General features: G+C 44.3%; 24 protein-coding genes and 1 pseudogene. 18 read left to right on the top strand and 7 right to left on the bottom strand.

The window, feature by feature from the left end:
- Positions 1 to 15: 15 nt before the first annotated feature.
- Positions 16 to 915 (bottom strand): heme o synthase, encoded by a 900-nt coding sequence (gene cyoE / locus L0M13_RS16855; protein ID WP_235197583.1) that lies wholly within the window; start codon positions 913 to 915, stop codon positions 16 to 18.
- Between the two features lie 232 nt (positions 916 to 1147).
- On the opposite strand from cyoE, the gene L0M13_RS16850 reads away from it, so the two are divergent.
- Genes L0M13_RS16850 through L0M13_RS16840 form a run of 3 tightly spaced genes read left to right on the top strand, consistent with a single transcriptional unit; the run spans position 1148 to position 4171 of the window.
- On the top strand, positions 1148 to 2143 hold the full coding sequence (locus L0M13_RS16850; RefSeq protein ID WP_235197582.1) for an ROK family transcriptional regulator: 996 nt from the start codon (positions 1148 to 1150) through the stop codon (positions 2141 to 2143).
- A gap of 26 nt (positions 2144 to 2169) precedes the next feature.
- Entirely contained in the window at positions 2170 to 3396 is a 1227-nt protein-coding gene (locus tag L0M13_RS16845) for an MFS transporter (protein ID WP_235197581.1), read from the top strand.
- A 37-nt stretch (positions 3397 to 3433) separates the two neighbouring features.
- Positions 3434 to 4171, top strand: a complete 738-nt coding sequence (locus L0M13_RS16840; protein WP_235197580.1) for a MerR family transcriptional regulator — start codon at positions 3434 to 3436, stop codon at positions 4169 to 4171.
- Between the two features lie 44 nt (positions 4172 to 4215).
- On the opposite strand, the gene L0M13_RS16835 is transcribed toward L0M13_RS16840, so the two are convergent.
- Positions 4216 to 4908: a CPBP family intramembrane glutamic endopeptidase gene (locus L0M13_RS16835; protein ID WP_235197579.1), complete on the bottom strand. Its 693-nt coding sequence runs from the start codon at positions 4906 to 4908 to the stop codon at positions 4216 to 4218.
- 221 nt (positions 4909 to 5129) lie between these two features.
- Here L0M13_RS16835 and L0M13_RS16830 point away from each other — a divergent pair, with 221 nt between their 5' ends.
- From L0M13_RS16830 to L0M13_RS16815, 4 genes and pseudogenes are all read left to right on the top strand, one after another.
- A complete protein-coding gene (locus L0M13_RS16830) occupies positions 5130 to 5681 on the top strand; it encodes a YdhK family protein (protein ID WP_235197578.1) in 552 nt (183 codons plus the stop codon).
- 84 nt (positions 5682 to 5765) lie between these two features.
- On the top strand, positions 5766 to 6053 hold the full coding sequence (locus tag L0M13_RS16825; protein WP_052649850.1) for a metal-sensitive transcriptional regulator: 288 nt from the start codon (positions 5766 to 5768) through the stop codon (positions 6051 to 6053).
- Between the two features lie 74 nt (positions 6054 to 6127).
- Positions 6128 to 6331: a copper chaperone CopZ gene (gene copZ / locus L0M13_RS16820; protein WP_052649851.1), complete on the top strand. Its 204-nt coding sequence runs from the start codon at positions 6128 to 6130 to the stop codon at positions 6329 to 6331.
- A 71-nt stretch (positions 6332 to 6402) separates the two neighbouring features.
- Positions 6403 to 8822 (top strand): annotated as a pseudogene (locus L0M13_RS16815) (heavy metal translocating P-type ATPase).
- A gap of 63 nt (positions 8823 to 8885) precedes the next feature.
- On the opposite strand, the gene L0M13_RS16810 reads toward L0M13_RS16815, so the two are convergent.
- The 3 genes from L0M13_RS16810 to L0M13_RS16800 all read right to left on the bottom strand — a co-directional run bounded on the left by L0M13_RS16810 (position 8886) and on the right by L0M13_RS16800 (position 12289).
- Complete coding sequence (locus L0M13_RS16810; RefSeq protein WP_235197577.1) at positions 8886 to 9197, bottom strand: hypothetical protein; 312 nt, start codon at positions 9195 to 9197, stop codon at positions 8886 to 8888.
- 187 nt (positions 9198 to 9384) lie between these two features.
- Positions 9385 to 9618 (bottom strand): hypothetical protein, encoded by a 234-nt coding sequence (locus L0M13_RS16805; protein WP_235197576.1) that lies wholly within the window; start codon positions 9616 to 9618, stop codon positions 9385 to 9387.
- A gap of 250 nt (positions 9619 to 9868) precedes the next feature.
- A complete protein-coding gene (locus L0M13_RS16800; RefSeq protein ID WP_235197575.1) occupies positions 9869 to 12289 on the bottom strand; it encodes a PAS domain S-box protein in 2421 nt (806 codons plus the stop codon).
- 382 nt (positions 12290 to 12671) lie between these two features.
- On the opposite strand from L0M13_RS16800, the gene L0M13_RS16795 reads away from it, so the two are divergent.
- The 9 genes from L0M13_RS16795 (at position 12672) to L0M13_RS16755 (ending at position 23290) form a co-directional block, all read left to right on the top strand.
- A complete protein-coding gene (locus L0M13_RS16795; protein WP_235197574.1) occupies positions 12672 to 14606 on the top strand; it encodes a fructose-1,6-bisphosphatase in 1935 nt (644 codons plus the stop codon).
- 206 nt (positions 14607 to 14812) lie between these two features.
- Positions 14813 to 16165: a 3' terminal RNA ribose 2'-O-methyltransferase Hen1 gene (locus tag L0M13_RS16790; RefSeq protein WP_235197573.1), complete on the top strand. Its 1353-nt coding sequence runs from the start codon at positions 14813 to 14815 to the stop codon at positions 16163 to 16165.
- Positions 16162 to 18750: a polynucleotide kinase-phosphatase gene (locus L0M13_RS16785; RefSeq protein WP_235197572.1), complete on the top strand. Its 2589-nt coding sequence runs from the start codon at positions 16162 to 16164 to the stop codon at positions 18748 to 18750. The genes L0M13_RS16790 and L0M13_RS16785 overlap by 4 nt, the downstream gene beginning before the upstream one ends.
- A 229-nt stretch (positions 18751 to 18979) precedes the next feature.
- Positions 18980 to 19669 (top strand): response regulator transcription factor, encoded by a 690-nt coding sequence (locus L0M13_RS16780; RefSeq protein ID WP_235197571.1) that lies wholly within the window; start codon positions 18980 to 18982, stop codon positions 19667 to 19669.
- Positions 19666 to 20904: a sensor histidine kinase gene (locus tag L0M13_RS16775; protein ID WP_235197570.1), complete on the top strand. Its 1239-nt coding sequence runs from the start codon at positions 19666 to 19668 to the stop codon at positions 20902 to 20904. The genes L0M13_RS16780 and L0M13_RS16775 overlap by 4 nt, the downstream gene beginning before the upstream one ends.
- 117 nt (positions 20905 to 21021) lie before the next feature.
- Complete coding sequence (locus L0M13_RS16770; RefSeq protein WP_235197569.1) at positions 21022 to 21990, top strand: alpha/beta hydrolase; 969 nt, start codon at positions 21022 to 21024, stop codon at positions 21988 to 21990.
- A gap of 97 nt (positions 21991 to 22087) precedes the next feature.
- On the top strand, positions 22088 to 22705 hold the full coding sequence (locus L0M13_RS16765) for a hypothetical protein (protein WP_235197568.1): 618 nt from the start codon (positions 22088 to 22090) through the stop codon (positions 22703 to 22705).
- Positions 22706 to 22830: 125 nt separating this feature from the next.
- A complete protein-coding gene (locus L0M13_RS16760) occupies positions 22831 to 22968 on the top strand; it encodes a hypothetical protein (protein WP_235197567.1) in 138 nt (45 codons plus the stop codon).
- A gap of 73 nt (positions 22969 to 23041) precedes the next feature.
- The gene (locus tag L0M13_RS16755) at positions 23042 to 23290 is read left to right on the top strand and encodes a DUF1871 family protein (protein WP_235197566.1); all 249 of its coding nucleotides are present in this window, start codon (positions 23042 to 23044) and stop codon (positions 23288 to 23290) included.
- On the opposite strand, the gene L0M13_RS16750 is transcribed toward L0M13_RS16755, so the two are convergent.
- Both L0M13_RS16750 and L0M13_RS16745 read right to left on the bottom strand, forming a co-directional pair.
- Positions 23287 to 23571: a hypothetical protein gene (locus L0M13_RS16750; protein ID WP_235197565.1), complete on the bottom strand. Its 285-nt coding sequence runs from the start codon at positions 23569 to 23571 to the stop codon at positions 23287 to 23289. The genes L0M13_RS16755 and L0M13_RS16750 overlap by 4 nt on opposite strands.
- 20 nt (positions 23572 to 23591) lie before the next feature.
- Complete coding sequence (locus tag L0M13_RS16745; RefSeq protein WP_235197564.1) at positions 23592 to 23867, bottom strand: hypothetical protein; 276 nt, start codon at positions 23865 to 23867, stop codon at positions 23592 to 23594.
- A 144-nt stretch (positions 23868 to 24011) separates the two neighbouring features.
- On the opposite strand from L0M13_RS16745, the gene L0M13_RS16740 reads away from it, so the two are divergent.
- Both L0M13_RS16740 and L0M13_RS16735 read left to right on the top strand, forming a co-directional pair.
- A complete protein-coding gene (locus tag L0M13_RS16740) occupies positions 24012 to 24860 on the top strand; it encodes a hypothetical protein (RefSeq protein ID WP_235197563.1) in 849 nt (282 codons plus the stop codon).
- Positions 24861 to 24935: 75 nt separating this feature from the next.
- Entirely contained in the window at positions 24936 to 25235 is a 300-nt protein-coding gene (locus tag L0M13_RS16735; protein WP_235197562.1) for a hypothetical protein, read from the top strand.
- Positions 25236 to 25406: the final 171 nt, after the last annotated feature.

The following is a 25406-nucleotide window of genomic DNA, read 5'->3' as shown; positions in this document are numbered from 1 at the left end:
TTTTTATTTATTTCATTAGGAAACTGAAGCCATAACCAGTCCGATCGAAGCGTAGATGATGACGGTGAAGAAAATGACCATCATATGGATGAGGGAGAATAGGAACATTTTATTTGCCCAATCCTTCACTTTCATCTTGCGTGAACCAAAAAGACTGAGTCCAAGCCACATCAGGCCCAACAGCAACGACACCAAAGTCAGTCCGAGACTAAGCGGCAGGAACAGGAAACTCGACAGCACCAGCAAAACCAAATAGATATTGCTTTGCAGGAAAGTGCGTTTTGCCCCTTTGGCGACAGGGAGCATAGGAATTTTCGCAGCAGCGTAGTCATCATGTTTCCGGATGGCAATCGCGTAAAAATGCGGCATTTGCCAAATGACCATGATCAAAAACAATGCCCAGCATGCCGGATGCCAAATATCAGGGGCCACAGCAGCCCAGCCGATCAAAGGAGGCATTGCTCCTGAGATGCTTCCCACTTCCGTATTCCAAATAGTATGGCGCTTGGTCCACATCGTATAAGGGACCACGTAGAAAAAAACGCCTAAAAAGCCGAGAAAAGCGGCTAATGGGGAAGTGAAATACAATAGCGTCAAACCGACAGCCAGCAGCAAGACCGCCACGACAGCAACTTTCTTGATGGAAATCGATCCCGTTACAGTGGGACGGCCTTTTGTACGGGCCATCACCGCATCGATGTCGCGGTCGTATATATTATTGAATGAACCAGATGCCCCGATGATGAGGGCGGTTCCGATAAAGGCCAGAATAAGGTCGTCAATATGGTCGATAAAGCTGTACTCGTATGTGTATAAAGCGAGCATCAATCCGGCCACCATTGGAATCAGATTCGATTTGATGATTCCGGTTTTCACGACTTGAGCCCATAATGTTTTCTGTGATTGCTTTTTCATTATTTACAATATCTCCTCTTATAGCTACGAAGATTACTTTAACCTAGCCGATGCTGAATTTCCATCCTTTTTGCTTTTTGTCTTATAACTTTCATTATTCAAAGAGAAGTTCTTGTTATAAAAGTCACAAACGATAAAAAAAGCCATTGTTTTCCGGCCAGTCGGGTGATAAAGTAATAAAAAAACTTATTAAAGAAGTTTAATAAGTTGGGGGAATGGAGCGGAAAATCGAATGGGTGACTTGATGACAACACCTAAATCCATGAAGCAGGCAATTTCGACAAGCATTCGCTCAACCCTTTTGGAACTTGGAAGCGCTACGAAAGCAGAGCTGAGCGAAGCGTTGGATATCAGTTTTCCGACTATCAGCAAATTCCTTGGGCAAATGGGGAAAGAAGGCGAAGTGTTAGAACTTGGCCAAGACGATTCAAGCGGCGGTAGAAGAGCGAAGCGCTATGCTTACAATCCTGAATATAGCTTGGGACTGGCCGTTTTCTTAGAAAAGTCTGCAACGCATTATGCCCTATTTAATTGTGCCGGGAAAGTAAAAGAGCAGGGAACAGAAGCAAGCGTTCTTACAGGGAACAGCATTGAATTATTGGAAGCTCTTATCACTGGCTGTTTGGAAAAACATCCCAAAATCAGCTCGCTTTCGATAGGGGTTCCTGGGGCAATCAACAATGGACGGGTCATTTACATACCGGATTACGGCCAGCTGCAAGACTTCGATTTGAAAACGCATCTTGAGAAGCGCTTTTCAATGCCGACAGCAGTTGAAAATGACATGAATGCAGCTGTTCTTGGCTACCATCGCCATCAAGGAATGAGCGCTGAGCAATCGCTAGTCTATATCTATTTAGGGCAGAATGGTCCGGGTGCTGGAATTATGGTGAATGGCGATGTAGTGCGAGGAAGTACATTTTTTTCAGGCGAAATTTCGTTGATTCCGCAATATGACCAAGCGAACTTCTGGCAGGCTCTGGAGCAAAAAAACCGAAATGATGCATTAGGGCGCATGGTAGCTTCGATTTCAGCCATCCTTAATCCCCATCAAATAATTTTCAGCTATGAAGACATTTCTCAAAGTGAATTAAAAGAAATTACCGAAGCCAGTTCGCAGTTTATTCCTTCCGAACATTTGCCGGAGCTTATAAGCAGTGACTGGAAACAAGATTATTTGCATGGACTGAAAAGTCTTGGGCTTCGTTTGATGCTCAACCCGAATTGAACTGTTGATAAATGGAGGGACTGCCCGTGGCTGTATTATTTCTGATCATCATCTATTTAGCATTTATCAGCCTTGGCTTGCCGGATTCACTTCTTGGAGCTGCCTGGCCTGCTATGCAGCCTGCATACGGCGCGCCGCTCGAAACAGCCGGATTTTTGTTCATGGTCATTGCAGGAGGCACCATTCTTTCAAGCTTAGTGAGCGGTACGCTGCTGAAACGTTTCGGCACGGGAAAAATCGCATTCGCCAGTTGTTTGATGACGGCCGCTGCTTTGCTCGGCTTTTCTTTTTCGCCGTCGCTTTTCTGGCTATTCCTTTTTGCCATCCCGCTTGGTTTAGGGGCCGGATCGATTGATGCCGGCTTAAATCATTACGTAGCGGAAAACTACAAAGCGCATCATATGAGCTGGCTTCATAGTTTCTGGGGAGTCGGCGCTACGCTTGGCCCCATCATTCTTGCCTTTTCATTAGCGGGTGAACGGTCATGGCGGAACGGCTATTTGATCATTGCCTGCATTCAATTCGCTTTAGTGGTGATTCTGTTTTTTGCCCTTCCTTTATGGAAGAAAAACGAAAAGTCCAAATCGGTTCCGGAAGAACAGACAAAAGAGGGCGCATTGCCTGTAGAGAACAAAAAGCTTAAAGAAACAAAACCGCTCCGGATCAAAGGCGTGAAATTCGCTTTGGCCACCTTTTTGTTTTATTGCGGGGCTGAAGCCACAATGGGCTTATGGGGCGGCAGTTTCCTCGTAGAGATGAAGGGGCTTGAAGTCGACACGGCAGCACGTTGGGTTTCGTTTTACTTTGGCGGAATCACGGTAGGCCGATTCATCACCGGATTTGTGACGTTCCGGGTCAACAACCGAACCTTAATCCGAATGGGCCAATTAATCGCACTGACAGGTGCTTTACTGCTCGTACTGCCTTTGCCGATCGGAATTTCACTGGCAGGATTTATCCTAGTCGGTTTAGGCCTCGCACCGATTTTTCCGTGCATGCTGCATGAAACGACGGCGCGTTTTGGCAGAGAGCATGCCCAGTCGATTATGGGGTATCAAATGGCTTTCGCTTATACAGGCAGCACGTTTATCCCGCCACTTCTCGGATCGTTGGCAGCTTATACGACACTCGGCATTTTTCCGATTTTCGTGACAGTCTTGATTGCAGCAATGTTCTTAGGAGCGGAAAGGCTGAATACATTGATGAAAAACAAAAAAGAATTGCAGGGAAAAATAAACTCTTCTGTAACGTGATAGTATTAATGACGATGAAAATGTAGGGGGAAAAGGATTGGAAACCGAAAAAGACACAGTTTACATTTCAACAGGCGAACTGGCAAAACGATTAGCAGTTTCTGTCCGCACCATCCGCTATTACGATCAGATTGGGCTTGTGCAGCCGGCAAAAAAAGAAGCGGGCGGCAAGCGGTATTATTCGGATGCGGAAATTTTGGATCTGGAAAAAATCCTGCTGCTCAAATCGCTGGACTTATCGCTTGAAGACAGTCGGAAAGTTCTTTCGGAACAATCACTGTCTGCAGTTTTAACTGCCCATAAAGCGTTGCTGGCAGAAGAGATGGGACGGCTTCAGCTTTCAATGGACCATACGCAATCGCTGCTGAATGTACTGGATTTGGAAGGGGCGCTTCACTGGGAAGACCTGATTGAACTGGTAGCGAAGTCTAAAAAGGATAAGGATTGGAACCGGTATTTTTCTGAAGCGCAGCAAGGCCAGTTGAAACAGGCGTTGCCAAAACTTGAAAGCGCGGATGTTTCGACAAAAAAATGGATCAACCTCATCAAACGGATTGAGCTTTGCCTGGCAAATGGTGTTTCTCCTGAGTCCGTGGAGGCACAGCTAATTGTGGAAGACATGAATTTTCTTTCAGCGGAAACGTTCGGAAATGATCTGCAGTTGGCGGATGACTTCTGGGAAGTTCGAAAATCAGCCAAAGCGTCTGAACAATTAGGTCTATACCCCATTGATCCAGCCGTCATTGAGTTTTTGGAAAAGGCAGCGGGAAAATAAACCCTTCGAGGCAAGGATCATTCTTGCTTTGAAGGGTTTTACTTTTAGGCGAATGAAGTCAAGATGACAGCCAGTCCATTGAAAGCACCGTGTATGATGATGCCAGGGATGACCGAGCCGGTTTTTTGGAAAGCCCAAGCAAAAATAAGTCCGGAAACAAAATTCACAGGCAAGGTATTATAGGTTGGAATGTGGACAATCGTGAAAATGGTTGAACTGATCAAGAGTCCTGCAATGATGCCGAAGCGGCTGCTGAAAAAGCGGTAAAGAAACCCGCGATAGAAAATTTCTTCATAAACAGGCGAGATGATTGCAGCAGAAACAAAGGCAATCACGAAATTCAGCAGCGTCATCTGCGACTGCAGGCTTTCCGTTTTGCTGTTAGCTGTTCCGATGCCAAGGAAGGACATGCCAACGACGATTAATATACTGGCAACAATTAAAATAACCGTCCACCAAAGGATAAACTTCCAATGCTTAATCGCAAAAGATTGCACGCCGAACGCTTTCCAAGATTGATGATTTGGCTTCAGAACGATTAAATACAGTCCGCCCAAAAAGATGAGGGACATGGCAAACCCGGTGGCAGTGCCTGCGTATAATTCATTTTCAAAAAGGCCAAGTAAGTAATGGAAAAGTCCGTATTCAATAACAATAGGTACAGCCATTAAAGTTAGAATCAAAACGTACAGCAGTTCTTTCCAACTCCAGAGATTCATTGTTACATTCATTTTCATTGGTTATTTTCCCTCCAAAATTTATCTTCTTACTCTCAGCGTAGCGGATGACGTAAGGTCACCTGCAAGCGTTTTTTTAAAAATAGCTATTAATTGGCCAAAACGCTTTACATACTATAGGGGGGTATTGTATATTATTGGTGAAGCAACGGAAGGTTCTTCAATAGCGCGGGCAGCCAAACTTTTCATCTCGTTATCAAACAGCAAAGGAGACGATCACCGTGAAATTTAGAAATCTTCTCATGTATGGTCTCATGTTGGCTATTGCCATGGCATTAGCTGCCTGTTCCGGCAACGAAAGCGGCAACCAGGAAACGATGGACCATGAGAACGGGCATATGGAACATTCAAGTACAGGGGAGCTGCCGGATGGCTTGGAAAAGGCCCTAAACCCTAAGTATGAAGAAGGCAGCAGCGTTCTTATGGATGCCGATCATATGGAAGGAATGCAAGGCGCCGAAGCAACTGTGGCCGGTGCTTTTGATACAATCGCCTACGCCATTTCCTACACACCTGAAAATGGAGGAGAACGAGTCGAAAACCATAAATGGATCATCCATGAAGAAATTGAAAACGCCGGGGAAGAGGCTTTTCAGGCAGGTGATAAGGTGACAGTCGATGCGAGCCATATGGAAGGAATGCAAGGTGCCGAAGCCATAATTGAATCTGTCGAAAAAACCACGGTCTATATGGTGGATTTCACTCCCGCTTCAGGCAATGAAGAAATAAAAAATCATAAATGGCTCGTCGAAAACGAGCTTTCAGCCGAATAAAAGCAACAATCCGCTTTTTTGACATTTTTACGGATTCACTCTATAATACGGGTATAGGGTATTATGATTCGGGAGGTTCATTATATGGAAGAGACAATCAAATCGACAGTGCAGCCAAACAAACAGCAGCTTTTGAACCGGCTGAAGCGGATTGAAGGGCAAGTACGGGGAGTCCATCAAATGGTGGAAAACGACCGTTACTGCGTAGATATTCTTCATCAAGTAAGCGCCATTCAGTCTGCGATGAACAAAGTGTCACTTGCGTTGCTGGAAGACCATACACATCATTGCGTATCAAAAGCCATCAAAGAAAACAAAGGCGAAGAAGCGATCAATGAGCTGATGGATGTTATGAAGACAATGACGAAATAATCAAAGCAAAACTATTGTATACCCTTTAGGGGTATGGTAAGTTGAAGGAAATCAATCATTAGGAGGAATATCAAATGAATGAAACATTGAAAGTTGAAGGCATGTCTTGCGCGCATTGTGTAAATGCAGTGGAATCAAGTGTTGGAGAGCTGCAAGGCGTCTCATCTGTAAAAGTGGACCTTGAAAAAGGAGAAGTGGCAGTTGCGTTCGATAACAGCCAAACTTCATTGGATAAAATCCAGGAAACAATCGAAGATCAGGGATATGACGTCGTATAAGAGTGCTTTTCAGCACTCTTTGTTTTTAACGAAAATATACCCCCTAGCAGTATAAGGGAGGAGGACTAACGATGGCAGTTGAATCAAAGCAAGCAAATTTCCAGATTACGGGCATGACATGCGCAGCTTGTGCCACCCGCATTGAAAAAGGCATTAGCCGAATGGATGGCGTCGAAAAAGCCAATGTCAATTTAGCGCTTGAAAAATCGTCTATCCAATACGATCCATCAAAGCTTAGCGAAGCGGATTTTGAAAAGAAAATTGATGCGCTCGGCTATGGCGTCGTGAAACAGAAAGCGGAATTTGATATTACGGGCATGACGTGCGCAGCTTGTGCGACCGCATCGAAAAAGGCATTAGCCGACTTGACGGAGTAGCATCAGCCAACGTCAACTTAGCGCTTGAAAGAGCGACAATTGAATTCAATCCATCTGAACTGGCGATTGGCGATATCATCAAAAAGGTAGAAAAATTAGGGTACGGTGCCCATCAAAAACAGGAAGACCACGAACAAATTGATTACCGCGAAAAGGCGATCCAGGACCAGAAGCGGAAATTTATCATCTCAGCTATTTTATCTTTGCCCTTACTCTGGACAATGGTCGGCCATTTTTCATTTACGTCGTTTCTCTATGTTCCGGAATTTCTGATGAATCCATGGGTGCAAATGCTGCTGGCAACTCCGGTTCAGTTTATCATCGGAAAACAATTCTACGTGGGAGCTTATAAAGCCTTGCGCAACGGCAGTGCCAATATGGACGTGCTGGTGGTACTAGGGACATCCGCAGCCTATTTCTATTCGGTCTATCAGGCAATCGTGATGGCAGGGACGCATCACGGGGCGCAATTGTATTTTGAAACAAGTGCGGTTTTAATTACATTGATTATCCTTGGAAAGCTCTTTGAAGCAAAAGCGAAAGGCCGCTCTTCAGAAGCCATCAAAAAACTGATGGGACTCCAGGCGAAAACGGCAATGGTTTTGCGCGGCGGCGAAGAACGGGAAGTTTTGTTAGAAGAAGTTGTCATCGGCGATACGATTTTCGTGAAGCCGGGAGAAAAAATTCCGGTTGACGGAGAAGTGCTGGAAGGGTCGACAGCGGTGGATGAATCGATGCTGACTGGAGAAAGCCTGCCGGTCGATAAAACCGAAGGCGACGCTTTATACGGTTCAACGATCAACAGCAATGGATCCATTAAAATGAAAGCCACTAAAGTAGGACGGGATACCGCACTCGCGCAAATCATTAAAGTGGTAGAAGATGCGCAAGGAACCAAAGCGCCGATTCAGCGCATGGCAGATAAGATTTCGGGCATTTTCGTGCCAATCGTCGTCGGCATTGCGATTCTGACTTTCCTCGTGTGGTTTATCTGGGTGGAGCCGGGCAATTTTACGCTGGCACTTGAAGTGTTGATTGCCGTGCTTGTAATCGCTTGTCCATGTGCGCTCGGCCTTGCGACCCCAACATCGATCATGGCAGGTTCTGGCCGGTCAGCCGAAATGGGCATCCTTTTCAAAGGCGGCGAACATTTGGAACAGACGCAAAGCATCGATACCGTCGTGGTCGATAAAACAGGCACTGTCACGCACGGGAAACCGGTACTGACAGATGTTCTCCTTGCAGATGGACAGGAACAAGAAAAGTTTCTGGCACTCATTGGAGCAGCCGAAAAACAATCCGAGCATCCGTTAGCACAAGCCATTGTCCAAGGAATTCAGGAAAAAGAGATTGAACTTGGACAAGTTCAGTATTTTGAAGCGGTGCCGGGATATGGAATTCAATCGACGGTTTCAGGGCAAGGCGTTCTCGTCGGTACCCGGAAATTGATGGAGCAATATGGAATTGACGTGTCAGCCGTGATGCCGCAAATGGAAAGTTTGGAAAGCGTCGGCAAGACAGCGATGCTAGTAGCCATTAACGGAGAATATGCAGGGCTCGTTGCTGTAGCCGATACGATTAAAGAAACATCGGAAGAGGCCATCAAACGCCTTCAGAAAATGGGCATCCGCGTCATCATGATGACTGGCGACAACGAACGGACCGCACAAGCAATCGGCAAACAAGTCGGTGTCGACGCGGTGATTGCAGAGGTGCTGCCGGAAGGAAAAGCGGACGAAGTGAAAAAATTGCAGCTAGAAGGCAAAAAAGTGGCGATGGTCGGCGACGGCATCAATGACGCACCGGCATTGGCCACAGCCAATATCGGGATGGCAATCGGCACCGGAACGGATGTTGCGATGGAAGCGGCCGATATCACATTGATCCGCGGCGACTTGAATAGCATTGCCGAAGCGATTCTCATGAGCCGGAAAACGATGCGCAATATCAAACAGAACCTATTTTGGGCATTTGCCTACAATACGGTCGGGATTCCGATTGCTGCAATTGGCTTGCTGGCCCCTTGGGTAGCGGGCACCGCAATGGCTTTCAGTTCCGTATCTGTTGTTTTAAATTCATTGCGCTTGCAGCGGGTGAAATTAGGCAAAAACTAAATCTTTACAAAAAAAAAGCCGAAAGCATGTAAAAATGCTTTCGGCTTTTGCTTAAATAAAAAGTTAGTAAACCGCATGATTCGGTTCTATGAAATGTGTTTCTACAGCGGCAGCGACTTTTTTCAGGATTTCCGTTTTTGTGGCGGATGTCTTGATTTCTAGAGTCAAAACAAAAGCTACCGGTTCTTTTGCCGGGGTATGCTCAACCAATAGAACTTGGCAAGACTCGTTACGAGAGTCGCTTGAAGATATGAGAAAAACCGAATACAAACTGGTATCAATAATTTTAGTTCTTACATCTTGTTCCTGGTTGAGGGCAAGGGCATCAATTGCACGGCTCACCTTCGTATCATGATTTTCATCTCGTGTCGGCATAGTTGTCCAGATCCTCTCTTTGTATCTGCCTTTTCGTTTATTTATAGTTTCCCTTTTAGATTGGACATTAATCACTAGTGCAAACTATTTCTTGAAGGCCAATTCACCTATATTTCGTCAAATGAAAAATCCGTGCTGATTTTCGGCACGGATTTTCCTGTTTTATGAGTAGCTTCCAAAAGAATAATTAAACAACGACGGGAGAATAAAGCGCTTGGTGGATGACTTCTGCTGCTTCTGTCACCGATTGATATTGTTCAACGGTTCCGGTGTGCAAGTAAGTCAGTTCGAGTATTTGGGTATCTGGAACGCATTTTACAAGAATCTGATCTACGTCCTCTTTTGTAAACGTTTGAGTGATTCGGACATTATTATATTCGCAAATCGTTTCTAAAAGAGCGCGAATGCTTTCTTTTTTCATAAGGTATTCTCCTCTCGCATCGGAAAGTGACTAAAAAAAGTCTGGAGAATCCAAAGCTATGCTTTTGTTCTAATTATAACACCTTATTTTCTTTCAATCGGCGAAATACAAAAATGATACAGCAATGAAATAATTGTAGTTATCATTAATTTTAATTCTGAAAGAGAAGATGAAACAAAAGAGGAGATAAAAAAATCCGGCGGAAAATGCTACTTTTCACCGGATTCTTCATTTGTAGAAAAGGCCCCTTTTAGCGATAGAACCGGTACTCATTGCGATTCGATTTCTTCGCTTCATACAAGGCCATGTCAGCGCGTTTAATCAATTGTTTTTCAGTTGTCGCGTGGTCCGGATAGATGGCTATGCCAATGCCGGCACCAATTTGAATATCGACGCCATTATAGTTAAGCGGGGCTTCAAAGGACTGGATGATCCGTTTCGCCATCTCTTCAGCGGGCAGCATAGAATCGATCGCAGGAAGAATGACACCCATTTCATCTCCGCCGAGCCTTGCAGCTGTCTGACCTGGCCCCATGGAACCTTGCAGGCGCATAGCCATTTCTTTGATGACGGCGTCTCCTGCATCATGTCCGAAACGGTCGTTGATTTCTTTGAATTTGCGTCCATCGAGCATTAGAATGGCTGCCTTCTTGCCGGTTTGATTCGCTTCCAGCACCGCTTTTTCAAGCCGTTCGTCAAAAGTTCTCCGGTTCGGGATGGCGGTTAAATGGTCATAAAAAGCCATTCTCGCAATTTTATCCTGGAGTTTCCGGCGCTCTGTAATATCGCGGGCAATCGTGAAGAATTTCTTCACTTTTCCATCTTCGATAACAGGGGTCGGTGAAACTTCCATCCAGATGTATTGGCCTTCCTGGTTCAGGAAACGGACTTCAATCGTTGCCGGTTTCCCGCCTTCAATGACGGAAGAGACGCTGTTGCGTAGAATCGCCTGGTCCTCAGGATGCACATTTGTCGTAAAGGGTTTGCCGATAAAGGATTCGATATCGAACCCTGAAACACGTTCGTAAGCAGGGGATACATATTCGATCCGCCCTGAAAGATCGACCAGGGTGATGATATCAAACGTGCTTTCTGTGATCAGTTTGTATTTTTCCTGGCTTTTTTGAAGTTCAATTTCGGCTTTTTTCAATTCCGTCACATTCTTGTAAATGATCGTAGCTCCAACAATTTCTTTGTCTGCATTCCGGACAGGGGAATAGGAAGAAATGATATTTAATGATTTCCCAGACTTGGTCATGCGAATGGTATCGTGGGAATTCACCGTTTCCCCTTTTGAAATTCTTTCCACAATGGCAAGTTGATCTTCCAGCATATGCGGGGGAATGATGGTGCCTTTTCCGTTCACCATTTCTTCTTCCGTAAAGCCGAAAGTTTCTTCAAATGCGGGATTTACTCTTACGATATCTCCGTTGGTATCAATAAAGAAAATGGGATCAGCCGAATTATTCCAGAAGACTTCAAGATTTTCTTTCGTCTCATTCAACGCATTATAGGCATGTTTGACTTCGGTGATATCTGTTGCAATTCCGTGGATTCCCACCAATTTTTCGTTGACGATAATCGGAATATTCATGGCCTGCAAATCAATAAGCTGCCCGTTTTTATGGAGGAAACTCAGTTCATAGCGCTGCGGCTGCTTCGTCTTGACGGTTTTATAGAAAAGCCGCTTCACTTTATCCATTTCTAAAGGCATGAGAGCGGTTCTAAAGTCCCCATCTTTCAACTCTTGGATCGTATATCCCGTAATATTTTCTGCTCCCGCATTTATACTTTCTAAAAAACCGTGGCGGTCAAAAGTGAAGATGCCATGCGGATGATTAGCATATAAAGATTTATAGCGCTGCTCACTTTCTTGCAGAAGACCCATCATTTTTTTCTGTTCGGTAATGTCCTTTGCAATTATGTAGACCCCAATCACTTTTTCATCGACTACAATTGGAATGGTATTTACATAAAAATTAACGATGGATTGATCTTTATTGTAGATAGCTGTCTCAAAGTCAATGGCGTGCCCTTGAAGCGCCTGGTCAAAATGGTAAAGCGTATTTTCCAGGCAGGATTCAACAACCATTGAAACGACGGATTGGCCAATCAGCTCTTCTTCCGTCAACCCTGTTACTTCGGTGACTTTTTGATTGATGCGGAGAAACTTTTTCTGCTCATCAAACTCAAAGACAGCATTTGCATTGTTTTCAACGATGGAATCGAGCCGTTTCCGCTCAATTTCAATCTGTTTTTGGGTCACTTGAAGGTCTTTTTTCTTGTACTCCCGTTCTGTCACATCCCGAATGATGGATAAGATATGGCGGCACTGCCCATCTGCGGAAAATATCGGATTAAGCACGGTTTCACCGATAAATACGCCATTTTTTGTATCCACTTTTTCAAGAAATTCCACGGATTCCCCGGTAGCAATCACTTCATGGTGATAACCGTTAATATTCTGGCTTTGTTCTGCATCTAATACATCTTCTATTCGTTTTCCGATGAGATCCTGCGTCGGCATAAGTGCTAAAGCGGAGGGATTTACATAGAGGTAGCGAAAAGAACCGTTATCTTCTTCCATAAGGAAGACCGGGTCTTTAACAACATCAAAAAGAGCGGTAGAAGCCAAAATGTCTTGCCCCAATTTCAACGATAAATCCTTCATATAAATTAACCCTCCCTTCATTAAAAACTTCTAATTCCATTGTTTTAAAATAAATTCTTTAAAAAATCCGTAATCTCTAAACTTTCTTTATTCTACCTGAGTGTTTCCAAAACTGCACCGATTCTTTTCTAATTATTTGAAATAAAAAGGATATAATTACCATTGTGACTATTCTACTGGATTGCTTCCAAAGAAGATAGTACCGAATCTGGAATTTTGAATTATTTTAATTGTACATAGAATAGAAACAATATTCTCCAATTAAGCAAACACATATACTAAAGACAGTCCCATATCTGCTAAAATAGACGTACAGAATGAATTTCTGCTGAACAGCTCAGATTCAGATTCATCAGAACGAAAAATTGAAGGGGGATTCCTGATGTTAAATTTAAAGTATTTGGATTTGCTGGCGCAAAAATACGATACGGAAGAAAAAGTCGTCACCGAAATCATTAATCTTGAAGCCATACTTGATTTGCCAAAAGGAACGGAACATTTTGTCAGTGATTTACATGGCGAATATCAGGCATTCCAGCATGTATTGCGGAACGGTTCCGGCAACGTGAAAGTGAAGATCCGCGACCTTTTCAAAAACGAAATGCAGGAAAAAGAGTTGAACGAGTTTGCGACTTTGGTCTATTACCCGGAAGAAAAGCTGCAAATGATCAAGAGCGGTTTCAGCAGCAAACAGGAATTGCGGAATTGGTATATTGAAGTCATCGAACGGATGCTGAAACTTATTTCCTATGCCTCCTCGAAGTATACCCGTTCCAAAATCCGTAAAGCCTTGCCGAAGCAATTTGTTTATATTATTGAAGAATTATTATATAAAACCGACGAATTTAAGAATAAAAAAGATTATTACGACAAGATTCTAGAACGCATCATTTCACTAGGACAAGCTGATAAGTTGATTATCGGCCTTGCTTATACGACGCAGCGGCTGGTTGTGGATCATCTTCATGTCGTAGGTGACATCTACGACCGGGGACCGGATCCGCATAAAATTATGGATACGCTCATCGATTATCATTCCGTCGATATCCAGTGGGGGAACCACGATGCCTTATGGATCGGTGCCTTTGCCGGATCGAAAGTCTGCTTGGCGAACATCATCCGCATCTGTGCACGCTACAACAACCTCGATATCATCGAAGACGTCTACGGCATCAATTTGCGGCCGCTTTTGAATCTGGCGGAGAAATACTACGAGGACAATCCGGTATTCCGTCCGAAGCGCATTTCCGGTGAGAACTTGACCGAACAGGAACAGCTTCAGATTACGAAAATCCATCAAGCGATTTCAATCATCCAGTTTAAATTGGAAGCGCCGATCATCAAGCGCCGCCCGTGCTTCCACATGGAAGACCGCTTGCTATTGGAAAAAGTGGATTACGAGAAAAGCGAAGCGACCATCCATGGAAAAACCTATTCGCTTGAAAATACATGCTTTGCCACCATCAATCCGGAAAAACCGGATGAATTATTGGAAGAAGAGCAGCAAGTGATCGACAAATTGCTGTTTTCAATCCAGCAGTCGGAGAAATTGGCGCGCCATATGAAATTCCTCATGAAAAAAGGCAGCCTGTATTTGAAATACAACGGCAATTTGCTGATTCACGGATGTATTCCATTGGATGAAGACGGCAGCATGAAAGCGATGGAAATCGAAGGCAAGACCTATGCCGGACGTGAGCTCTTGGATGTATTCGAACGCTATATGCGCCACGCATTTGCCCATCCGGAAGAAACCGAGGATTTTGCGACTGACATGATTTGGTATCTGTGGACAGGCGAAAATTCTTCACTTTTTGGAAAGCGCGAAATGACAACATTCGAACGGTATTTCATCAAGGAAAAAGAAACGCATAAAGAACGGAAAAACCCGTACTATTACTTGCGCGAAGACGAGGAAGTATGCCGCCGCATGCTTGAGGAATTTGATTTGAATCCAGACCAGGGTCGCATCATCAACGGACATACCCCGGTAAAAGAGCGTGATGGAGAAGATCCGGTCAAAGCGAACGGCAAGATGCTTGTCATCGACGGGGGATTCTCGAAAGCCTATCAGTCCACTACAGGGATTGCCGGCTACACGCTGCTGTATAATTCTTACGGCATGCAGCTCGTTGCCCATCAATTGTTCAACTCGAAAGAAGAAGTGTTATCCAATGAAACAGACGTCTTGTCAGTCAAGCGGCTGGTCGATGAAGAACTCGAACGGAAAGTGGTCCGCGAAACGAATATCGGTAAAGGATTGCTCCAGCAAATTGAAAGCTTGAACAGTTTAAGAGAACATCGGTATATGGACTGATTTACAATTCAGCCAACGAATGAAGTCAGGAGGAAACCTCAAATTGGTTTTTTCCTGGCTTTTTTCGTTTTATATAAATGAAATGATGAGAGCATGTTTAAAAAGTGAAAGAATGAGTGGAGTTAAATGGACATCGATAAAATCATTTCCAGCTAATATGATATATTGGTTTTATCTTATATGAAGTGAGAGATGGGGGATTTATTATGCAATTGACGATTCGTGCAACGGGTGAAAATGTGAAGTCGATTTCTCATCTGTTGTCTAAAAATCCAAACAATCTATATGAAAGAAATCAAAAAGGCCACTTAGTGCGCTTTTTCTATAGCAAGTTCACAGAAGATGAACTGGAGGCAACAATTTTTGTCACGCCGGACCCGATTGGACTGATTCAAAATAAAACAAATTCGTATGACATCACCCATTATATAAACGACCGGGAATTTGCAGCGAGCAGCATCTTTTTATCCTTAATCCGTTCTGCGTTGGGGACTGCTTTAAATGGCCAGCCTAAAGAAGAACAGATGGAATGGGTGGAGCATCCCTTCGCCTTTACGCTCGAACTCGGGCCAGTAAATTCAACGCTTTCAGACCGCCAACTAAGAGAATTGTTCGAACCGCTGGGCTATGGAGTGGAAATTACCCAACCGGAGCTTCACTATTCCTTTCGTTTAAAAGAAAGCAGCCAAGTACGCATGATTTCTTTGGCGGGAATCCAAACTTTACAAAATTCCTTGCGTCATTTATTTGTCCTGATTCCAGTAATCGACGACTACAAACATTATTTCATTGACGAGAAGGAGATTGAAAAGCTGGAGAGGTACGGCGAAGGATGGCTGGAAAAGCACCCCCTGAGAGAAGTGATATACCGCCGAGCCCTGCGCTTTAAGGAAGTATACAGTCTCGTTGAAAATACCACTGCAGAAGCTCCGAAAGCGGAACCTGTGAAAAAATCACGGTTAAATGAATTGCGGTATGAAAAAATTGCGGAAACTGCAGAAACGCTGCATCCCAAAACGGTCGTGGACTTTGGTTCAGGCGAAGGGAAACTGGCTGTCAAATTAGGGTTTGTCAGCGGGGTCAGAGAAGTTCTTGCAGTTGAGCCCTCTGAAGTTGAAATTATCAAAGCGAAAAAACGTTTTGAAAAAGCGAAAGGCCAAGAAGCTTTCGTTGAGCCGGAAACCTTATGGGGTTCTTTGTTCTATTACGATGAACGTTTAAAAGATAAAGATTTGATGATTCTATGCGAAGTGATTGAGCATATTGATGAAATGCGGCTTCCGAAAGTATTTGATACACTTCTTCATTTATACAGCCCGAAATCCCTGATTGTCACGACTCCTAACCGTGAATACAATGAAATCTATGATATGGCCGAGCATTTCCGCCATGATGACCATCGGTTTGAATGGACACGGGCGGAATTTCGCAGCTGGTGTGCTGAACGCAATACGAAAGGAATCTATGAACTTGAATTTACAGGAATTGGCGAAGAACACCCGGAGCAGGGAGCGCCGACGCAAATGTGCCTATTTAGAAGGAAGGTGAATGCAGGATGAGAATTGGCTTGCCGCACGCAGGAATCGTTTTGCTGATTGGTCCGTCCAACAGCGGAAAATCTACGTTCCTAAAAAGACAAATTGAGGAAAAGGCTGTTCTGCCATCTGAAGTGGTCAGTTCTGATGACTTCCGTATGAGGGTTGGCGATCTGGAATTCATTGACTGGAAAAACCGGCCGCAAGATGAAGCGAATGGTTTGATGGATGAATATCAGGAGCTGTCAAAAGAGGCATTTACCTTGATGGACAACGTGATTAAAGCGAGATGCCGCTTAAATAAACTGGTTTTTGTCGATGCAACGCACCTTCGTTCTGAGGACCGTAAAAGATACATTGAACTGGCGAAAGAAAATCATGTGCCCATTCAAGCAATCGTCTTTGATGTAAATGAACGCATTCTAACTGCCCGCGATGAAGTACGCGACAACCCGAGAGGAAAGCGTCGGATTAAGCAGCAGTACCAGATCTTCAGAAATGAAAAGCGCTTTATTAAAAAAGAAGGCTTTACAGCCGTTCATACACTGAAAGAAGAAGAAGTTGAATTCTTCCGGAGAACAAACCCGATTGAACTGGATATCGATAAAGGCATCGATGTGATTGGCGATATTCACGGATGCTATGAGGAGCTAATAGAGCTGTTAACCAAACTTGGGTATGAAGAAAATTCAGAAGGGTTTTACATACACCCCGAAGGACGCCGGTTCGTTTCCGTCGGTGATGTAATGAGCCGAGGGCCTGAGTCGCTTAAGACAATGATGTTCTTTTATCAGCATGTCCAAAAAGGACTTGCGCTGATGGTTGACAGCAATCATGGCTGGAAGATTGCCCGGTGGCTGGATGGTCGTCAGGTCGTATTAAGCCATGGGGATGAAAAAGTGGAAGAAGAATTCCGTGTATACGAACAAAAAGTGGGAATTGAAAAGCTTCAGGAAATAAAACAGCAATTAAAAGACTTTCTTTTAAATGCTCCCTCCCACTACGTCTTTCAGAAAAACGGCGTACCGGTGGTGATCGTCACGCATGCAGGCATAAAAGATGAATTTATCGGCAAACAATCCCAAACCATCAGTGACTTCTGCCGTTATGGAGATTCCGACGAATCCCGCGAAAATGGGCGGCCAGTCCGAAAAGACTGGACAATCGGCCATCACAAAAGTGTATTGGTTGTCTGGGGGCATGACCCGAAACCGAAGCCGCTTTTGGTCAATCAGACGATCAATATCGACCAAGGAGTTGTTTTCGGTGGTCAATTAACGGCATACCGATACCCGGAAAGGGAATTTTCAGCAGTCGAGGCAAAGCAGGATTACTCCGGACATCCTGATAATCCGCTTATAGAATGGGAAAAGAATCGATTGAATCCTCCCGATATTGCCAAATTCCTGAAAGGTTATTCAGTTTTGACGGAAGAGTTGGGGGAAGTGCGGATTCCGCCAGAACTGGTGAAACCGGCAATTGATACAGTGTCGCATTTTACGGTTCCGATCGAGCAATTGGTTTACATTCCGCCAACAATGAGTCCAACACCAAATCCTTCTGCGATGGAAAACTATTTGGAGCATCCAAAAGAAGCAATCGAGTATTTCAGAGCAAATGGAATCCATACCATGATTGCAGAAAAGAAACATATGGGCAGCCGCGCTATTCTGTTTTTATTCAAAGACGAGGAAGCTTCCGAAAAGCATACCGGTATCCGTTCTTTAGGGACAATCCATACGAGAACCGGAAAGCGCTTTTTCGACCGCGAAACGGAAGCGCAATTGTTGAGACAGATCAACGAGGATTTAAAGCGGATGAACTATTTTGAGGAGAAAGAAACTGAGTTTGTTCTATTGGATGCCGAAATCATGCCGTGGAATTTAAAAGCCAAAGAATTAATCAGCAGCCAGTACGCGCATGTAGCAGAGAACGCCTTATTAGACCGGACGTTTTTGAGAGACAAGCTGGCTGCAGCTGCGAAAAGCAACACAGAATTGCAGCATTGGCTGGAGGAGTACGAACAAAAACTTGGAAATGCGCAAGATTTCAATGACGTTTTTCAAAAATATTGCTGGGATGTCGATTCAGTAGAGGCCATTCAAATTGCGCCTTTCCATATCCTTGCCCACAGTAACCGGACATTCTTCGACAAGCCGCATACTTGGCATATGGAAATGAACCGGCATCTGGCCAGCCATTCTGATTTGTTTGTGGAGACGGAATACAAAATGATTTCCGATGAAGCCAGCGAAGCGGAAGTGATTGACTGGTGGAAAGAAATAACGGAAGACGGCCATGAAGGCATCATTATCAAACCGGAGTTCTATATAGCCAGGCAGAGAGGGAAGCTGTTGCAGCCGGCTATTAAGGTAAGGGGCAGCCGCTATTTGAAAATCATTTACGGCATGGATTATTTAGAACCGGCTAATTTAATAAGATTGAAAAACCGAAACACCGGCAAAAAGCAGAAATTAGCCTTAAAAGAATTTACTTTGGGGATAGAGGGAATCAGTCGCTATGTAAACGGGGAAACGATTGAACGGGTCCACGAATGTGTATTAGGGGCACTTGCTTTAGAATCTGATCCTGTAGATCCGAGATTATAACAAAATGGCTTAAAGAAGTAGAAAACGTTTCAAGTTCATCAAATCAATTTATTATCTATAAGTCGAAAGGAACTTCACCTCGAAGTTCCTTTTTTCTTTGCTGTATACGCAAAAAAAGCGCAAAAAAGTGACAAGATTGATTTATAGTTGATTATATGGAAACATAGAAGATAAAGGCTTTGGATAAAATTCAGTGAAAGCAATTTTGACGAATGGAGGATGTATGGTGATGGATCCACGCATAATGGTGTTGGTTTGTGATGATAATATTGCTGTCCATGAGAGCCTCAATGCCTACTTGCAGGCTGAAGGGATGGGAAGTGTTTCCGCATATGACGGGGAACAGGCACTTCAAATCCTGGCAGAGAACCAGTTCGATTTAGTGGTGCTGGACATTATGATGCCTGGAATGTTCGGCACGGAAGTGTGCAAAGAAATCCGTAAAACGAGCGACATTCCCATTCTGATGCTGAGTGCGCGAAGTGAGGAAATCGACCGGATTATTGGCCTCGAAATTGGGGCAGATGATTATATCACCAAACCTTTCTCGCCCCGTGAAGTGGTGGTCCGCATCAAAACCATCTTGAAGCGGGTGCAGCCGAAAAAAGAAAACCCTCAACGTTTAACGGGCGGCAATCTTTCAATAGATGTAGAAGGATACGAGGTGCGCATTAATGGTGAACTTGTGGAATTGACTGCTAAAGAAACGGAGCTATTAGTGTTTCTGGTCCGAAATTCGGGAACGGTCATAAACCGGGAAGAGCTGCTGTATAAAGTATGGGGCTATGATTATTTGGGTGATACCCGTACCGTGGATACGATGATCAAGCGCATTCGCCAAAAAGTTGCGGCCGCTTCCCCGGAATTTTCCATTAAATCGATTTACGGCGTTGGCTATAAATTCGAGGCAAACTTATGAAGCGGCTATTTTCCAGTAATCTATGGATCGCCTTTGTCATCTTAGCCATTTTCATCTCCGGCCAATTGCTCGGTGCTTTAGCGATTAAGCATTATTTCATCGAATCCAAATTCGAAGAACTTCAGCCGTCGCTTTCCCTGGTCGGGGAAGAAGTGGTAGAAGGCGAAAAAATCAGCAGGACCGATGATTTTCTCATCAAAGCCTATGACGTTTATGGCAAGGAAATCGATGTCTACAAAGATGAACGGGTTCCGCCGGTTGCTGAAGACGAGCAAGTGAACGAAAAACTCGTTTCGCATCTGCCTAAAGTCATCAGCGGAAAAACAGAAGCGGAGATTCGGGAAGTGCCGGGCTTCTCTTCTCAAGCCATCATCATTGGACAGCCGCTTACCGAAGGGGGAAAAGTAACCGGGGGGATCTACCTGTTGAAAGAAGCTCGCGCTTATCAAGCGGCATTGAACGGTTTCTATTTGGTTTTTTTCGTGACATTGGCAGTGGGGACTATCATTATTCTCGTTTTTCTTTGGACATTTATCCGGCAGAAAAACGAATTGGAGCAAATGCGCAAAGACTACGTGGCGAACATCAGCCACGAGTTGAAAACACCGCTTGCTTCTATAAAAGCCCTGACGGAAACCTTATCGGATCATGTCGTAACGGACCCGCAGAAAGTGGATCAGTACTACAGCATCATTTTGAGGGAAAGTGCGCGTCTCGAAAAGCTCATTGCGGATTTGCTGGAACTGTCGCGGCTTCAGCATAAAAAGACGGCTTTCACAAAATCGGTAGTGGATGCCAACGAAGTTCTTGAGGAAGTCGCAGAGCCTTTTGCAATATTAGCAGACGATATGGAACTGCGGTTCCGGATAACCGAGGAAGCCAAAAACCTTCCGGCTGTCTATTCCAATAAAGACCGGATTGTCCAAGTGCTGACGATTCTTTTGGATAATGCGTTCAAATTCACGCCAATCCAGGGACAAGTGACAATTGATGCGAAAACAATCGGCAGAAAAGCGGAGATTACGGTAGCCGACAACGGCCCGGGAATTTCAAAAGAGATTCTTCCGCAAATATTCGGGCGGTTCAATAAAGAAGACTTATCCCATACAAGCGTCGGCAGCGGCCTTGGCCTTGCCATCGCGCATGAAATCATGGAACAGCTCGGCGAAAAAATCAAGGTCGACAGTAAGCCGGGTTCCGGTACCACTTTTACGATCACTTTAAAAAAAGCATGAAATCGATCGGCAGGAAAACGTGCGTTTTGCATCGTTTTTCTGCCATTTTTGTGCCACATTGTTTTGTTATGGTTTGGTTATAGAAAAACCGACAAAACAAAAAGGAGTGTTGTATGTATGAAAAAATCTGCCGTAGCTGTCTTATCCTTCTCGCTGGCAGCGCTGCTTGCGGGATGTTCACCCGATTCGGTGGACGATGTGGCCGTGGAAGCCAGTGAAACTTCCAATGAAGCCCTTGATGCTTCGTTCGTTGAAAATACCCATTTGGATGTAGCCTATGGCGGTCCTTGGGAAACGCAGAAACTCGACCTCTATTTGCCAAATGAAGGAGAGGGTCCGTTCCCGGTGATCGTAGCCATTCACGGCGGCGGCTTTATGCAAGGGGATAAAACCGGAAAAGACATTGAACCCATGTTAGAAGGTGTGAATCGCGGGTATGCGGTGGCAGCAGTCAATTACCGCCTGTCAGGCGAGTCCTTGTTTCCCGCAGCCATCAGCGACGTAAAAGCAGCCATCCGTTATTTAAAAGCGAATGCTGAAGAATATAATTTGGATCCTGAAAAAATTGCCGCATGGGGCAGCAGTGCCGGCGGGCATTTAGCAGCGCTCGCAGGAACTAGCGGGGAAGATGATGCATTGGAAAGCAAGAACATGGCAAATGCCAGCTATTCTTCAGATGTGCAGGCCGTGGTTGATTGGTACGGCCAGATCGACTTCCTCAAGATGGATGAGCAGTTTGAAGAATCGGGAATTGCGCCGAAAATAGGCGAGCGAAAAGACGCCGAATCACCTGAAAGCAAATTTTTAGGCGGCAGCATTGCCGAAAAAGTGGATGCTGTCGAAAAGGCGAATCCCGAAACGTATATCACGAAAAACGATCCGGCTTTCTTAATTCAGCATGGCTCAGCAGATCCGAATGTACCCGCTCAGCAATCCATTGATTTTGCAGAAGAGCTGACGAAGACTTTAGGCGAAGACAAAGTGGAGTTCAACCTGTTCGAAGATGCGGTTCATGGCGGCGAACCTTTTAACGCGAAAGAAAATCTCGACGATGTTTTCACATTCCTCGATCGTTTTTTGAAATAAAATAAAAAGTTTTAAAAAGCGACTCCTTTTTTAAAGTCATCCGTCTATTCGGGTAACAACTCTTTTAAAAGAAAAGAGTGAACAAGGAGGAAGAAAGATGGAGAGAAATAAAAAGGGGCTTTTGAAGAACGTAAGAAATGTAATGTTACTGGTGGCGGCTTGTCTACTCGTATTAAGCAGCTTACCGAAAGGGCTCACAGAAAACGTACAAGCTGCGGAAGTGAAGCTCGACAACCGGGAGGCCATTCAAACCGTCATTGAAAAAGAATTCAACGGACCGGATAAAAAGTACCGCGAGCTGTGGAATGCAGCAATGAAAGAGCTATCGAAAGATTTGACGGAAGAACAGTACCAGGAGTATTTGAAATCACCGACAAACTTGAATTTATTGGCTTATACGGAAAAAACCTATGCACCTTATTTCACTGAAAAAGGCTATGATGTGTTCACTTATACAGGAGATGCGTTCATGGCGAGCATCTATCCAGGGGACTTCAGCTTAAAAGTGTCCAATATCAAAATCAAACAGAATATGAAAAGAACAAAATCGTATAATTTCACTTTCCAAGTGACTTACACGAATCCAAATAAGAAATCCTCCGTGTTCAATTACCGAGGAAAAGCGAGTTTGCCGCAAAAGGGGAAAATCAGTGTCATCGAATTCACAGACTTGAACGGGCTGGAGAAAGAATTGAATAAACTCAACAAAAAATAAAAGCTGCCTATGGCAGCTTTTTATTTTGGGGATTTGATGGCGGCATCAGTTTGCGGGGCTGTAACTTTTTCCGGTTTTCTTCGTTTCATTAAACAAGGAGAATTCCGATAAAATGAGGTGAACAAATGAAGCTATTAAACTGTAAATGGTTTGAAAAGGCATTTATGGCCGTGTCAGGGCTGCTGCTGATCTGGTTGATTTTGGGATTTCTATTGATAGGAGGCTTTATCCTTCTGCTATTTATGGAAGAGTTTCAAAAATGAGTACACTCTGTTCAGGTCAGCTGTCTTGAACGTTTTGATCGTTTGATAAAATGAAAATAAAAGGAGAGAGAATATGGAAAACTTCAATGAAATTAAACGGGTGATTAATGAATGGGATCCGATAGGCTTGCTTGCGATGGAATGTCCTGAAGACGAATACCATCCGGAAATAGCGGATATTGCCAAACAGTTAAAAGAAATCCATTCAGTCGAGGAAGCAGCACGCATGATTAAACAAGTATTTCTGGAATGGTTCGGCGAAGAAGTAAAACTGGAAGAGTGCTATGCAGCAGCCATCAAAATAACGGCCCCCACTTTTTAACGGCTGCTGTTTTCAAAGCGTTTCGAATTGAAACCGATATAAAGAAAAACAAACCCTGCGATAGAAGTTGCGATGGCATGGACAAAGCCACCTGCACTCGCGCCAATGCCGCCGCCCGTTACTCTTCCGGCAATGTTCATAAAAAGGAACCAGACAGGAATCGGCAGCAAAAATGCCGTGAGATAGCCAGCATGAATCCACCTGTGCGATTTGTTCCCGGCAAACAGTTTTACCGCAAAGCTCAACAAAGCGATATAGACGGCTAAAACCAAAAGCTCCATCAAAATCCCTCCTCATGCATCTAACGGCCGGATTTTTTATCACGCTCATACTCCGCTAAAAATTTCTCGTCTTTCTTTTTATCGACAAGGGTCCAGATCACATAAAGAAGAACTGAAAAAGCGAGAATCAGTAAAGACGCATTAAACACAAAATCAAAATCCATTTCTGTGATGGAATAGTTTTCTCCATTGTCATTAATCACTTCAAACGTTGGGGCGCTGTAATCCCACAAAAAGAAAGACAGCACGCCGCCTATTAAGAGCCCGCCTAAAATAGAAAGCAAAAATTTCTTCATCCGCCACCTCCTAAGCTAATTCTATCGCAACGAGAGGGAAATACTATAAGAAGTTTGACTATTCTGGATTTATTTCCAGGATAATGAAACGCTTGCCCTTTTCAATGCGTAAAAGAAAGAAAACCAAAAGAGGGAATGAGCGAAATGGAAAATTCTCTGAATCACGCTTTAAAGTTGCGAAGAGAAGGCAAGTTGTTCGAATCCCACCATGTTCTTGAAGAACTGATATCCGCGGATCCGGAAGATGCATTGCTGCGCTATGAGTATGCCTGGAGCTGCGACATCCTGGCGAAAGACGAGGAAGCGATTTCTTCCTATAAACAAGCGCTTGAACTCGGACTGCCAGAACCCCAAGCCGTGAACGCATATGGACAGATCGGTTATCTTGGCAGCAACTTGGATACCTTGGACATTATGGGAATCCTTACGGAATCTTTTAGTGACGAAAACAAAGCGCCAGAAAAGGAGAAATCACTTACAGAAAAAGTGGAAGATGTTCTGAAGGTTTTTGAACCCGCTTCTTTCCATGGAGGCTGGACATTCGAATTTCATCGCTATGATTTGCATTTTGCCGACCCGGATGACCAAACCCGGCGAGCGGCATTTGCAGCATTCGCCATGATGGCCGGCATTTGGGAGACCGAAAGTGCCACTTCTTTCATGCCGCAGCATGAGCGGAAATATACGGGAGGATTTCAACCGGACGAACCTTATTTTGAACTCAATGGCTATATCACTGCTTTTTATTCAAATTACGCTGCTCTTGAGCAGGAATTCCCGGTCATGACGGTTTATGCAGTGGATGCACTTAGCGCCATAGACAAAAGAAGCAAACTCGGATTGGAGCAGAAATTCCCTGAAATGGATTCGGCTTTATTTCAGAGGTTCAGAGAAGAAATTCTTTTGCCGTACCGACAAGTAAAGAAAAAGCTCCCGCCGTTTGATGACTTCCTTTCCGAAATTGGATGGAATTCTTCCTACAGTCCGTGGTGAAATCTGGAGCTGGATAAAGGAAGGGAAAATGTGAGAGAGGTGTTTAAGAAAAACCAAAGAGAGAGGCGGGAGATCATGAAGAGGACGAAGAAGGTAGCCAGTATCGCAGTTTTGGCTTTTTTAGCTTTGGGACTTGCAGCTTGTGGAAACTACGAGGGAACTGTAGCGGAAAAAGGAGATACGAGTTTCATCGTGACGATAGATGAAGAGAAATCGGAAAAAGAGGAGATCCATCTTACCGATATTACTGAGTTCAGCGGAAAAATCAGTTCGTACGAAGAACTGGAAGAAGGAGACCAGGTCAAGGTCGTGCCTGTGGACACCACTACTGAATTCCCGTATATCCTGGCTTTGGAAGTGATTGTGGAAGAATAGAAGAAAAGCCACGGAAAAAGTAGACGCAAAAGCTATCGCGTCGATTTTTTCCGAGATTTGACTACCAACAAAATCAGCCGAATCAACCCGATGATTCCGAATAAGATAAAGAAAGTGAAAACCCAATCTCCGTAATTGATGTTAGCTTCTGCAATGCTGTTAATAATCGCT

Origin of the sequence: Planococcus sp. 107-1 (assembly GCF_021513255.1) — a bacterium.
GTDB lineage: Bacteria > Bacillota > Bacilli > Bacillales_A > Planococcaceae > Planococcus.
The sequence above is the reverse complement of the archived record's forward strand: the minus strand, read 5'-3'. Positions and strand labels throughout refer to the sequence as shown.